General features: G+C 69.1%; 13 protein-coding genes. 5 read left to right on the top strand and 8 right to left on the bottom strand.

Annotated features, from left to right (window positions below):
* Nucleotides 1–27: 27 nt before the first annotated feature.
* Together EV137_RS20700 and EV137_RS20695 are read right to left on the bottom strand one after the other, a co-directional pair.
* The gene (locus EV137_RS20700; protein ID WP_238175454.1) at nt 28–2,571 is read right to left on the bottom strand and encodes an MFS transporter; all 2,544 of its coding nucleotides are present in this window, start codon (nt 2,569–2,571) and stop codon (nt 28–30) included.
* Nucleotides 2,572–2,856: 285 nt separating this feature from the next.
* Nucleotides 2,857–3,708, bottom strand: coding sequence for a LysR family transcriptional regulator (locus tag EV137_RS20695; protein ID WP_166679954.1), 852 nt, complete (start codon nt 3,706–3,708; stop codon nt 2,857–2,859).
* A gap of 88 nt (nt 3,709–3,796) precedes the next feature.
* Here EV137_RS20695 and EV137_RS20690 point away from each other — a divergent pair, with 88 nt between their 5' ends.
* Both EV137_RS20690 and EV137_RS20685 read left to right on the top strand, forming a co-directional pair.
* A complete protein-coding gene (locus EV137_RS20690) occupies nt 3,797–4,696 on the top strand; it encodes a TIGR03564 family F420-dependent LLM class oxidoreductase (protein WP_134130380.1) in 900 nt (299 codons plus the stop codon).
* A gap of 3 nt (nt 4,697–4,699) precedes the next feature.
* Complete coding sequence (locus EV137_RS20685; RefSeq protein ID WP_134130379.1) at nt 4,700–5,797, top strand: serine hydrolase domain-containing protein; 1,098 nt, start codon at nt 4,700–4,702, stop codon at nt 5,795–5,797.
* Between the two features lie 22 nt (nt 5,798–5,819).
* On the opposite strand, the gene EV137_RS20680 is transcribed toward EV137_RS20685, so the two are convergent.
* The gene (locus tag EV137_RS20680; RefSeq protein ID WP_134002744.1) at nt 5,820–6,002 is read right to left on the bottom strand and encodes a hypothetical protein; all 183 of its coding nucleotides are present in this window, start codon (nt 6,000–6,002) and stop codon (nt 5,820–5,822) included.
* A 129-nt stretch (nt 6,003–6,131) separates the two neighbouring features.
* On the opposite strand from EV137_RS20680, the gene EV137_RS20675 reads away from it, so the two are divergent.
* Nucleotides 6,132–6,623 carry a DNA polymerase ligase N-terminal domain-containing protein gene (locus EV137_RS20675; RefSeq protein WP_202871055.1) on the top strand — a complete coding sequence of 164 codons (492 nt, stop codon included), beginning with the start codon at nt 6,132–6,134 and terminating at the stop codon, nt 6,621–6,623.
* Here the strand turns inward: EV137_RS20675 and EV137_RS20670 are convergent, their stop codons facing one another.
* From EV137_RS20670 to EV137_RS20650, 5 genes are all read right to left on the bottom strand, one after another.
* Nucleotides 6,624–7,271 carry a nitroreductase family protein gene (locus EV137_RS20670; protein ID WP_202871054.1) on the bottom strand — a complete coding sequence of 216 codons (648 nt, stop codon included), beginning with the start codon at nt 7,269–7,271 and terminating at the stop codon, nt 6,624–6,626.
* 13 nt (nt 7,272–7,284) lie between these two features.
* Nucleotides 7,285–8,196 carry a penicillin-insensitive murein endopeptidase gene (locus EV137_RS20665; RefSeq protein ID WP_238175453.1) on the bottom strand — a complete coding sequence of 304 codons (912 nt, stop codon included), beginning with the start codon at nt 8,194–8,196 and terminating at the stop codon, nt 7,285–7,287.
* A 127-nt stretch (nt 8,197–8,323) separates the two neighbouring features.
* A complete protein-coding gene (locus EV137_RS20660) occupies nt 8,324–8,941 on the bottom strand; it encodes an L-threonylcarbamoyladenylate synthase (protein WP_134002740.1) in 618 nt (205 codons plus the stop codon).
* Between the two features lie 11 nt (nt 8,942–8,952).
* Nucleotides 8,953–9,357 (bottom strand): class F sortase, encoded by a 405-nt coding sequence (locus EV137_RS20655; protein ID WP_238175452.1) that lies wholly within the window; start codon nt 9,355–9,357, stop codon nt 8,953–8,955.
* 242 nt (nt 9,358–9,599) lie between these two features.
* The gene (locus tag EV137_RS20650) at nt 9,600–10,415 is read right to left on the bottom strand and encodes a DUF4397 domain-containing protein (RefSeq protein ID WP_238175451.1); all 816 of its coding nucleotides are present in this window, start codon (nt 10,413–10,415) and stop codon (nt 9,600–9,602) included.
* 230 nt (nt 10,416–10,645) lie between these two features.
* Between EV137_RS20650 and EV137_RS20645 the strand changes: the two genes are divergently transcribed.
* Together EV137_RS20645 and EV137_RS20640 are read left to right on the top strand one after the other, a co-directional pair.
* Entirely contained in the window at nt 10,646–11,362 is a 717-nt protein-coding gene (locus tag EV137_RS20645; RefSeq protein ID WP_134130376.1) for a hypothetical protein, read from the top strand.
* 4 nt (nt 11,363–11,366) lie between these two features.
* On the top strand, nt 11,367–12,845 hold the full coding sequence (locus EV137_RS20640) for an MFS transporter (RefSeq protein WP_134130375.1): 1,479 nt from the start codon (nt 11,367–11,369) through the stop codon (nt 12,843–12,845).
* Nucleotides 12,846–12,851: the final 6 nt, after the last annotated feature.

Below are 12,851 nucleotides of genomic sequence, written 5' to 3'. Positions count from 1 at the left end.
GGGGTGGGGCAGCCAGGGAAATGGGGGTCAGCCGAAGGGTTGGCGGGTGGGGAGGTCTTCGGGGTAGCCGTTGCCGGAGGCCTGTGCCGGGGTTGCCTCGTGGGTGGCCGGTGTGTGGGTTGGTGGGTGGGTGTGGTGGCCGGAGGTGTGGGCGGGCGGGGCGGTGGGGTGCGCCGGTCGGGCCGCGTCGTGTGCAGGTTCGTGGGTGAGTCGGGCCGTGTCGTGGGTTGGTGGGTGGGTGGATGGGGCCGCGTCGTGGGCCGGTTCGTGGGTGGGCCGGGCGGTGCCGTGCTCCGGTGCACCGTGGGGTGGGGTGTTGGCGAGGTTGTTGCGGACTGTGGTCAGGAGGCGGTGTTCTACGGCTTGCAGTTCGGTGATTCGGGTGCGGATTTCCTGTTCTGCGGCTCGAGCCTCCGCCAGGAGGTGGTCCGCCTCGGCCTGGGCCGTTGCGCGGAGGTGGTCGGATTCGGTGCGAGCGGTTTCGCGGAGGTGGTCGGCGGTGCGTTGGCTGGCGCTGAGGACGCTGAGCTCGTACCGGCGGAGTTCGTCGACCAGTTCACCCGCGGGGCGCTGGGCGTCGAGGATCGCCGCGGCCGGCTGCGGGATCCCGGCGTCCGGGAGAGTGCTCTCCAACTCGGCGATCTGCTGGTCCACGCGGGTGAACAGGTCCGCGACGTCGGTTCGCATCTGGCGGATCGTGTTCGCGGCGGCCTGCACTCGTTCGCTGGCCTTCCGCTCGCGTTCACGCGCCGTACGCTCCGCCGACGTGATCACGTCGAGCGCAACCACCGCAGCCCGCTCAGCCGGACCGTCATTCGTCTCCCGGTACGACGCCACGCCCGAACCGGCCGTGTCATCGGCCGTGTCATCGGCCGTGTCATCGGCCGACGGGCGTATCGCGACGGTTCGGCGGAGGGGGACTTCGCGGATGAACAGGACCGCCAGGAGGCTCACCACGGCAGCCCCGGCGGCGATCACGAAGATCCGCCCGGTGGCGTCGCCGTACGCGTGCCGCACGATCTCCTGGACCGGCCCCGGCAGCGCGTTCACGTCCAGCAAACTCCCCGAACCGCCCTGCGCCGCGGCTGCCGCCCCAGGCCCGAGTTCGCGCAGATGCTCCGTGATCAAGTCGGTAACCCGCGTAGCCAGGATCGCCCCCAGCACCGACACCCCAACCGCACCGCCAAGGCTCCGGAAAAACGTGACCGACGCACCAGCGGCCCCGACCTCGCTGACGTCGACGGTGTTCTGCACCGCGAGCACCAGGTTCTGCATCGACATGCCCATCCCGATGCCCATGGCAAGCATCCCGAGCCCGACATACCAGTACGGCGACGTGTGGTCGATCGTGCCGAGCAACCCGAGCCCCGCGGTCAGGAACAACGCTCCGATCACCAGGTACCGCTTCCACTTCCCGAACCGCGTGATCAACTGACCCGACCCGACCGATCCGAGGAACGACCCGAACATCATCGGGATGGTCAGCAACCCGGCCTCGGTCGCGCTGTACCCACGGGCCACCTGGAAGTACTGCCCCAGGAACACCGCGCTCCCGAACATCCCCATCCCGACCGCCACGCTCGCGAGGATCGCCAGCGCCGTGGTGCGTTCCCGGACGACGCGCATCGGCACGAGCGGCTCGGCCGCGTGCACCTCGACCACCACGGCCAGGATCGCGAGCACCGCCGTACCGCCCAGATAGGCGCCCGTCTGCCACGACCACCACGGGAAGTGTTCGCCCGCGAACGAGACCCAGATCAGCGGCAGGCTGGCCGCGCCTGCGATCAGCACCGCGCCGAGGTAGTCCATCTTGACTTTGCGCTTCACCACCGGCAGGTGCAGGAACCGCTGCAGGACGATCAGCGACAGTACGGCGAGCGGCACGCACACGTAGAAGCACCACCGCCATCCGAGCCATGAGGTGTCGACGATGACCCCGCCGACCAGCGGTCCGCTGACGGTCGCGAGCGCCATGACGGCGCCCATGTACCCGGAGTACCTTCCCCGCGACCGTGGTGGGATCGCGGCGCCGATGATCGCCTGCGCGAGCGCCATCAGCCCGCCCATCGCGATCCCCTGCAGAACCCGCGATCCGATCAGGAACGGAACGTTGTGCGAGGCGCCGGCCAACACCGAGCCGGTGACGAACATGATGATCGCGAGCTGCACGAGCAGCTTCTTGCTCATCAGGTCGGACAGCTTGCCCCAGACCGGCGTGGACACGGTCATCGCGAGCAGGCTGGCCGTGACCACCCACGTGTACTGCGTCTGGGTGCCTTCGAGGTCCGCGATGATCGTCGGCAGTGCGTTGCTGACGATCGTCGAACTGAGGACCGCGGTGAACAGCGCGGCGAGCAGCCCGGCGAGGATCTCCAGGATCTCGCGGTGCGAGAGCTCGGGGTCGTCGGCGGATGGGGTGGCAGGCGGCGGTGCGGACGGCGCGGGGTCGGGGTCGGGGTCGCCGGCGGCGTACCGCGAGCGGTACCGGGGCGGCGTCGGGTCGCCAGGTGTGGAGCCGGCAGGTGTGGAGTCGGCGGCGGGTGTGGCCGGAGAGGCCTGGGTGGCAGACATCAGCTTCCGTTTCGTACGGCGGGAACGCGAACGACCGGAGCAGCGGGTGTGCTGCTCCGAGGCGGAAACGGCCGGCGATGCCCTCACCCGACCTGACTATTTGGTTGCGACTACCAACTTTAATCCCGCACCGTCAGCAACCGTTCACCGGGAGCCACGAAACGCCGGTTCGGCGCATTATGAGACGGGACCTCCTCGGAACGCGATTTCCAACGTACGATCCGGTGCTTGTTGAGTGATCAACACCCGGCCTCCGGCGGAGCTGTCAGGGCCCGCCGGAGGTCTTCAGCCGAAGGCGGCCACCAGTCCGTCGACACACTCGGCGGTCGGTCCCGGCCCGACGACCAACTGCCCCGGCGCACTCAGCGGCGGCGCGAACGGTCCCATCCAGAGCGCGCCCTCGGCGGCCTCACAGGCCGTGCCGTAGACGACGGTCCACGCCGGCGATCCGGTCGACATCTCGACGATCGCGGCCTCGAAATCGTCTGCGGGCCGGCCCATCCTCGGCTCGAAACCGGCCGCCCGGCAGGCGGCAGTCAACTCGTCCCGCAACCACTGGTCGGACGGCAGCCGGAGCGGCAGATCAGCCAGGTCGATCAGCTTGACGCCGTCGTCGGTCCGGTAGGACGACGGGAGCAGGACGGACAGCGGATCGCGCCAGAGCTCGATCACCCGCAGATCGGCGGCGGCCACGTCACCGCGGACGAACGCAAAGTCCAGCTCGCCGGCCCGCAACGCCGCGAGGTACTCGGCCGTGGACCCCGAGGTGAGTCGGAGGTCGAGATCCGGCGTCTGGGCTCGAAGGGCCGCGAGCCCACGCTCCAGCCGGTCCCGGAGCCCAGGCGCTGTACCGATCCGCAGTACGCCGGAACGCCCGGAGGCAAGCTCCGCAGCCACCTCGCCGGCCCGATCCGCGGCGGACAGGACCGCCCGTGCCTCGCGCAGCATCCGCTCCCCGTCGCCGGTCAGCCGGACATGCCGCGAGGAACGGTCGAGGAGCTGCAGACCGAGCTCGCGTTCGAGCCGGGCGACCTGCTGGCTGACGGCCGGCTGCACGATGTTGAGCCGCTCGGCGGCCCGGCCGAAGTGCAGTTCTTCGGCGACGGTCACGAAGTACCGCAGTTGCCGCAGCTCCATCGGACACCCCCGGCGATCACGATTCCTTATCGCTGCACAGCGTAACTGCGTCTGGGTCGGCAGCCTCCGGACCCGTTGACTGGAGGACATGAGGATCGGACTGTGGATCGACGAAGAGGGCCAGACTGTTGACGAGATCGGGGCCGCCGCGAAGGCCGCCGAGGACGCGGGCATCGACCGGATCTGGTTCAGCCAGCGGCTCGGGTGGGACGCGCTGACGCTGATCGCGGGTGTCGCGCCGTACACCTCGACCATCGGGTACGCCGTCGGCGTCGTGCCGGTGTACCCGCGGCATCCGCTGGCGCTTGCGGCGCAGGCGCTCAGCGTCCAGGTGCTGACCGGCAACCGCTTGACGCTCGGCGTCGGCTCGAGCCATCCGCACGTGGTCGAAGGCATGCTCGGCCTGTCGATGGACCGCCCCGCGGCGTACGTCCGTGAGTACGTCGAGGCGCTCGGCCCACTGCTGGCCGGTGAGGCCACCGACTACGTGGGCGAGCGGCTGACTGCCCGCGGACACATCGACATCACCGGCGCGGAGACGCCCGAGCTCATCCTGGCCGCGCTCGGTCCGCGGATGCTGAAGACGGCCGGTGAACTGACCGCCGGTACGACGACCAGCTGGGCGGGTCCTGAGGTGATCGAGAACTTCATCCGCCCCACGATCGACCGGGCCGCGACCGCGGCGGGACGGCCCGAGCCGCAGGTGATCGCGGGCGTCTGTGTCGCGGTCACGGACGAGCCGGACGCGACCCGGCAGTGGATCCATGACCAGTTCGGGGCAGCCGGCGACATGCCGGCGTACCGGGCCGTGCTGGACCGCGGCGGTAAGGCGGGCCCGGCGGACACTGCGGTCCTCGGTGACGAGGAGACGGTGGCCAAGGAACTGCAGCGGTTCGCGGACGCCGGTACGACGGAATTCCTGGTCTGCCCGGTCGGGACCGACGCGGAGCGGGCACGCACGATCCAGTTCGCGCACGACTACGTTTGAGACGTGTCGAACGATCCGCCGCCACTCCGACGTACCCGCATGGAGCTTCAGGACGTGGTGCAGCGGCGGATCGACGAACTGGTGGAGACCGAGCTCGGCCTGCAGGTCGCGGTGTATCGACACGGCGAGCTCGTCGTCGACGCGGTGGCCGGCGACGGCGTGACGTCGGACACGCTGTACTTCGCCGCCTCCACCGGAAAGGGCGCGTCCGCGACGGTCGCCAATGTGCTGGTGGATCGCGGCGTACTCGACTACGACCGGCCGCTCGTCGAGATCTGGCCGGAATTCGGCGCGCACCGGAAAGACAAGGCGACGTTGCGGCACGTGCTGACGCATTCCGTCGGCCTTCCCGCATTACCGGTCGACACGACACGGAAAACGCTACCCGAGCAGGCAGAGCGCCTGGCCGCCGCGAAGCCGTGGTGGGAACCAGGCACCAAGATGACCTACCACGCGGAGACCTTCGGCCTGCTGGTCGGTGAGATCGTCCGCCGCGCGACCGGTCGGACGATGTCCGACGTACTGCGGGACATCGTGACGCCGCTCGGCCTGCAGGAAAACGTGTTCTTCGCGCTGCCGGTGGAGCAACGGCATCGGCTGGCCGAGCTCGTGGAGCCTGACGGCGCCGAGGAGACGTTCGCGACGCTGGCCGGGATGTTCGAGCAGGTCGTACCGCGGGCGATGCAGCCGCGGGCCGCCGTACTCAACCGGCCTGAGCAGCTCGCGATCGAGGACCCGTCGAGCGGGATCCTGAACGCTCGTGGAATCGCCAAGCTGTACGCCGGGTTGATCGGCGAGGTGGACGGGGTCCGGCTGGTCCGGCCGGAGGCGGTCCCGGTGATCACCGGACCGGCGCTGGTCGCGCAGGACGAACTGCTCGGCAACCCGGCGACGTTGGCGCTCGGCTACGCGATCGGCCGGCTCGGGTCGAGTGCGGAGGAGAGCCCGGCGTCGTTCGGCTGGCCAGGCATGGGTGGCAGTGTCGCGTGGGCCGACACGCGTTCGGGGGTCACGTTCGCGCTGACCAGGACGCTGTTCGATCCGACGGGGTCAGGGTCGGCGGTCGAGATCGGCAACCTGGTTGCGAAAACTCTTTGCTGAAACCTCTTGTTTGTAAAGGGATTCAGCTTCGGGATGCGCGGACGGAGCTCTGGTCGATCCAGACGAGATGGCCGTGGTGACTGACGAGAACCTCGTCGGTCCCGGCCGTCCCGGTCCGGCGACCCAGCTCCTGACCCGCGATCCAGCGTCCGCCGATGCGGATCTGGACGGCGAGCGGCCGCGCCGGTGAGGGGGCTACGGGCATGGGCACCTGCTTAGGGACAGGGGCGGATGATGGAGGAAGTTGTGGGGGCCGGTTTCCCAACCAGTCGCAAGCGTACAACCGCAACATGACAGACCGTTAGCCGTAACTCGAATTCGTCCGGGAGCCCCGTTGTCCAAACCCATCTTCGTCGTGCAGCTGCACGATGCCCGGCGGTTGCACTACGACGTGCGGCTCGAGGTGGACGGGGTGCTGAAGTCGTGGGCGGTGCCGCGCGGGCCGTCGCTGGATCCGATCGTGAAACGGCTCGCGGTGCTCACCACGGACCACGATCTCGAGTACGCGTCGTACGAGGGGGTGCACCGCGACGCGCAGTACGGCAGCGGCGCCGTGATCGTCTGGGACGCCGGCGTCTACACGAACCTCACCCGCGACGACCGGCGGCAGCTGGTCGACCCGGCCGAGGCGATCGAACGCGGACACTTGAAGGTGCAACTGCACGGCGTCAAGCTGAACGGGGCCTGGGCTTTTACCCGTACCGGAGGCGACTGGCTGCTGGTCAAGGTGAAGGACGCCGACGCCGATCCGTCGCTGGACCTGACCGTCACCGAGCCCCGATCGGTTCTCAGCGGCCTCACCATCGAGGAGATGGCCGCCTCCTGATCACCAGCCGTCGATGTGCAGTACGTCGTCGAGCGGCTGCCGGGGCGCCGACTTGAAGTTGGTGCCGATCGAGTACGCCGTCGGGATCAGCACCGTCTGGCGGATGTCCTCGGGCAGACCGAGCAGCTCCCCGACCTCCTGCTCGTAGTTGAGGTGCAGCGTGGTCCACGCCGTACCGAGCCCGCGAGCCCGGGCGGCGAGCATGTAGCTCCACGCCGACGGGAGGATGGAACCCCACAGGCCGGCCTGGTTCCCCGCGGGCAGGTTCTTCGCCTGGAGACACGGGATCACCAGCACCGGGACCTGCCCCATCCGCTCGCCCAGGTACGCGACGCCGTCGCCGATCCGGCGCTGGATCGGCCCACGGACCGGATCGTCCGCGTACAGCTTCCCGGCCGCACCCGGACCCTCCAGGTACTTCTCCACCGCCCGCCGGTAGTACTCACCGACCGCGGCGCGCTTCTCGACGTCCGTGATCACCAGCCAGTGCCACGTCTGCCGGTTGCTACCCGACGGGCCCTGCAACGCGATCTCGATGCACTCCCGGATCAGCTCCATCGGCACCGGCCGCTCGAGGTCGAGCCGCTTGCGGACGGTACGGGTCGTTGTCAGCAGCTCATCGGGGTTCAGGTCGAGTGTGTAGGTCACGTGGACCAGTTTGTCAGCAGACGTAGGTGCTGTTCGGGTGGACCTTCTCGCAGTACCGGACGTGCAGGTGGTTGTCGTGGGCCGGCCAGTTCTGGGTCAAACCCTCGCTGATCAGGGTCGGGTCGTTGAACCAGATGTACTTCACGTGCCCCGGCGCCGCGGCGCGGACGGCCTGGATGAGCTGACGAGTAGCCGCCCGGTCGTACGTCGAGGATTCCCAGGTGATCCGGCCCGCGGTGCATTGGGCGTTGTCGGTACGGATCGGCCAGATGTCGATGTCCATTCCGTTGTCGTGGCTGGCGTGACCCGGGATGTCGCCACCGTGCTCGAACCCCGCATCGCCGTACGGGACCTTGCCCTGACCCGTGGACGCGAAGGAGCGGGCTGCGGCTTCCATCTGCGCCACAGGTGCAGCGGCTGCCCAGTTGGCCGCCGTACCGTTGCCGTCCGGGTCCTGGTCGCACAGGTTCGCAGTGAAGTCCGGGTAGTCGTAGTGCCAGGCCAGGTTGCGCCAGGTGATCGGGCCGACGATGCCGTCCGCGCCGATCCCCGCGTGCGACTGGAAGGACACGACCGCGTCGCGGACCGCCGTACTGAACACACCGTCGACCGGGAGGCTAAGGCGGCGCTTGGCGTTCAACTCGACCTGCAACGCCTTCACGGCGGCGTTGCTGTCGCCAGAACGAATAGTCGGCGCCAACGCTCCCCAGGTCTGCGGTCCGACGATCCCGTCGACCCCCAGACTCTTGGCGGCCTGAAACGCCTTCACCGCGGTGACGGTGGTCGCACCGAACACCCCGTCCGCGTCAACAGACTGTCCAGCGTGCTGCAGCAGGAACTGGATCGCCTGTACGTCGGCACCACGGTTACCGCTGCTCTGGGTCGGGAAGAAGGCGTTGGCGTAGGCCTGCGCCGACGCTGGCATCAGAGCCGTGACAAGCACAACGGCCACAACAAGCAGAACACGACGCATGAGTCCCTCCGGGGCGGACGAGGAAACTAACTAACGCTCATCCGCCACGATCCGTCATGATCTTCCGGTCTGCAAGACCTCACTCGAACGGGGTCGGGTCGCCGGACCCGACGCGGACGACCTCGGGGACGTCGTCGGAGAAGTCGATGACGGTGGTGGGGTCGGTGCCGGCTTCGCCCTCGATGACTGCGTCGATCTGGTTGTCGAGCTCTTCCTTGATCTCCCAGCCCTGCGTCATCGGCTCCTCCTGGCCGGGGAGCAGCAGCGTGCTGGAGACCAGCGGCTCACCCAGCTCGGCGACCAGCGCCTGGGTGACGACATGGTCCGGGATGCGTACGCCGACGGTCTTCTTCTTCGGGTGCAGCAGCCGCCGCGGCACCTCCTTGGTGGCCGGCAGGATGAACGTGTAGCTGCCCGGCGTGGCCGCCTTGATCGAGCGGAAGACCGCGTTGCTGATGTGCACGAACTGACCGAGCTGCGCGAAGTTCTCGCACACCAGCGTGAAGTGGTGCCGATCGTCAAGGTTCCGGATCGTGCGGATCCGGTCGATTCCGTCCCGGTTGCCCAACTGGCAGCCCAGCGCGTAGCAGGAGTCGGTCGGGTACGCGATCAGCCCGTCCTCGCGCAGCAGGTCCACGACCTGTCCGATCGACCGCCGCTGAGGGTTCTCGGGATGGATGTCGAAATACCTGGCCATGACCGCCGAGCCTACTGCGCGAGCCCGACGGGCAGTGCGGTCACCACCAAGTTGTCCTCGTAGCCACCGCGCGACGCGTCGTACGCACCCGTGCAGGTGATCAGCACGAGACGGTGGTCGGTGGTCTGGTCGAACGCGCCGCTCTTCGTCGCGAGCGCGTCCTTCCGCACCGACACGACCGAGACGACCCGGTACGACGCCATGTGTCCGGCCCCGTTCAGTACGACGACCTCACCGCGCCGTACGTCGAGCAACCGGGCGAAGAACCCGAGTCCCTCGGTCTTGGTGTCGACGTGTCCGGCGAGCACCACCGAGCCGAACGGATCACCCGCCTGGGCGCCGCCGTCCCACCAGCCGACGCGCTGCGCCTTGGAGGGCACCTGAAGCTGACCGGAGACGGTAGTTGCCGAAAGCACCGATGCGCTGGCTCCTCCGGGCAGCACGACCTGTTCCGGGACGAAACGGATGCGCTGGCTCGGCGCCGGCGTACCGACCCGTCCCGGTGGTGCGGATGTCGGAGCAGCCGGCTCAACTGCCGACGGCGTACCGCCGTGCTTGAAACTGACTGTGGTCGTGGGTGTAGGCGCCGCGCCGTCCGCCTCGGCCGAGCAGCCGGCCAAGGCGAGACAGCACAGCGCCGTACCTGCGAGTCGCCGGTTCAGCGACGGACCACCTTCCGGCCCGTGACGACCGCCACCCCGAGCGCGGCGAGGAACACCACGATCCAGAGGCCGGACTGGCCGGCGGGGCTCTGCGCCTGGTCGAGCCCCGCGGCCTGTCCGCCGGTTCCGGTGTTCACCTCGGCCGGCTTGGCCGACCCGGTGGCCGGAACCTTGATCGTGCCGAGCGCGACGGTCATGGTCTTCTGACTCGGAGCCCCGATCGCGAACACCCGGGTCAGGTACCCCGCCTGCACCGGCAGATCCAGCGGTCCGAGCACGACCGGCGACGTCGCACCGGTCGGCACGATGTCGACCTTGTACGTGCCCGCCGGTACGACGACGTCCAGGGATTCACCGTTCGCGACGTTCTCGAAAAGCACCTTTCCGTTCACCCGGATGTCAGCCGGACCGACCGCCGCATCGTGCGCGACCCGCAATCCGGCTTTGTCCTTCGGCACCGCGGTCAACTTGTTCGCGTATGTCGTGATCAGCGGCGCCCCGGTCGGCGACACCGGCTGATGAACAACGACGTCCAGGCTCGCGCCGGAACCCGCCGAAATCGCCCGCTGGATCACCACTTTCCCGTCCTGCCTGGCGGTGATCATGCGCTTGCCGGATGCGACCCCGAACGGTCCGACGAGCTTCCCGCCGGCCACCCCCTTGGCAACCTGACGCCCGTCGACGCTGATGTCCAGGACGCGGCCGGGCAGGCCCTGGACGAAGTACAGGTTGGCGCCCGCGGCCGCGTCGGCGGGTGCGCTGAGTAGTGCCGGTGCGGCCGCGATCAACACCGCGAGCAGCAGCGGAACCACCCTTCGAATTACCGGACCGTGAATTCTCGTAACATTCTCGCGCACTGTCCGGGATTGCCCGGACACGCTCCGTCTGCGCATTTCTTCTCCCCCTCGGAGTTCACCGGAAATTGTGAAACAAACGCCCGTCCCCTCCAATTGGGGCGTATCGTATGCGCAGGTCCGACCTGATCGCCAGGGGCAACGTTTCCGGCTTTGCGGCCAGGTCCTTTTTTGGGGGCGGTGGCTTCGTGTCAGGACGCGGGCGTACCGGGTGCCTGGCGGCGGTCGCGCTGGTGCTGGGGTACGGCGCGACCGTCGCCTGCTCGGACGGGTCCGCTGCTCCGGCCGCCCCGAGCCCGGGAATCGGCGGTTCGCGTCCGCCCGCGCCGGTCACCCCGACCTTCCGGACGACGGTCGCACCGAGCGCCGAGCAGCCCAAGCCGGGGATCAAGCTGACCGCCGTACCACGGGCGGACGGTTCGTTCGATGTCACCGAGAACGTGAGATTGCCCGCGGCCACGGACAGGGTGCCGCTGCAGCTGCCGGGCTCCGGTGCGAACCTTCCCGGAATGATGACCCCGACGACACCGCTGGTGACGGGCCTGAAGCTGGTCGCCGACGACAAGCCCGTGCCGCTCGAGAAGACCACGATCACCCGCGCGGACAACGTGCCGCTGTCCGTCCGCGCCACCAAGCTCCTGCTGACCTATCGGCTGTCGGGCTCGACGGTGCGCGCCACCCCGTCGCAGACGTCCCGGGCCGGCGCGGCCGTTCGCCCTCTCACCGCGAGCGCCGCGAGCGCCCTGCCGACCGACATCACCATCACCAGCGGGCTGCTGAACGTGGTCTGCCCGTTGCTGGACGAGCCCCGGTGCGCTGTCGGCGATCCGCCCCACCTCACGGTCCGGCCCGGCATCCCGGCCGGCAAGGCCCTCGTCGTACTGCAGCTGAATCTGCCACGCTGACCCCATGAGTGATGAGCGGATCGCGCTGGGCACGGCGCGCGGCCGGTGGGTGCTGGCCGCCACCGCGCTGGGGTCGGGCATGGCATTCCTGGACGGGACCGTGGTCAACGTCGCGCTGCCGGCGATGGGCGAGGACCTGAACGCCGACATGGCCGGCCTGCAGTGGATCGTGAACGGCTACATGCTGATGCTGGCGTCGCTGGTGCTGCTCAGCGGTTCGCTCGGCGACCGGCTCGGACGGCGGCGGACGTTCGTCGCCGGGGTGATCTGGTTCGCCGCGGCCTCCGTCGTGTGCGCGATCGCGCCGAACCTCGAGGTGATGATCGCGGGCCGCGTCCTGCAAGGCATCGGCGGCGCGCTGCTGACCCCGGGCAGCCTGGCCATCCTGCAGACGACGTTCCAGCACTCCGATCGCGGTAAGGCGGTCGGTATGTGGTCCGGTCTCACCTCGGTCGCCGCGGCCGTCGGCCCGTTCGTCGGCGGCAGCCTGGTCGACAGCGGATCGTGGCAGCTGATCTTCCTGCTCAACGTACCGCTCGCGCTGGCGACCGTTCTGGTCACGCTCCGGCACGTTCCGGAGACCCGCGACGAGGAAGCCGCCGGCAAGCTCGACATCAACGGCGCGGTCCTCGCGACCGTCGGGCTCGCCGGCATCACGTACGGCCTGATCAGCGCCGGCGACCACGGTTTCGGCGACGCGACGGTCCTGACCAGCCTGGCGATCGGGGTCGTCGCCTTCGTGGCGTTCATCGAGGTGGAACGGCGCGGCTCGTACCCGATGCTGCCGTTGAACATCTTCGCCAACCGCCGCTTCACCGGCGCGAACCTGGTCACCGTCGCGGTGTACGGCGCCCTCGGTACGGCGACCTTCCTCGTCGTCGTCTACCTGCAGACCGCCCTGCACTACTCCGCCCTCTGGGCCGGCGCGTCCTTGCTCCCGATGACCTTACTCATGCTCGGCCTGTCCGGGTACGCCGGTGGTCTCGCGGACCGGATCGGCCCGCGCATCCCGATGACCGTCGGGCCCGCGCTGATGGCCGGCGGATTCCTGTTGATGCTGCGAATCGACACCGGCACCAGCTACTACACCGCCGTGCTGCCCGCCGTCGTTCTGCTCGGGCTCGGTCTCGTCGCGACCGTGGCGCCGCTGACCGCGGCCGTGCTCTCGTCGGTCGAGGACCACCACGCGGGGATCGCGTCCGGGGTGAACAACGCGGTCGCCCGGTCGGCGCAGCTGATGGCGGTCGCGGCGATCCCGATGGCGGCCGGCATCACCGGCGACGCGTACCGCGATCCCGTTGCCTTCCACAACGGATTCGGCCACGCGTTGTGGATCTCCGCCGTCCTCGCGGCAGTCGGCGGCGTGATCGCGTGGGTGACCCTCGGCGATCGCGGCGTACCGCACAGGCACCACCTCGTGCACCACCACACGCACTGTGCGCTCGAGGCCCCGCCGTACGCCGACAGCCGCACGCCAAGCTGATTTGTC

This window comes from Kribbella pratensis, assembly GCF_004366075.1.
GTDB classification, from domain to species: Bacteria; Actinomycetota; Actinomycetes; order Propionibacteriales; family Kribbellaceae; genus Kribbella; species Kribbella pratensis.
This window is presented reverse-complemented; position numbering and strand designations above follow the sequence as displayed.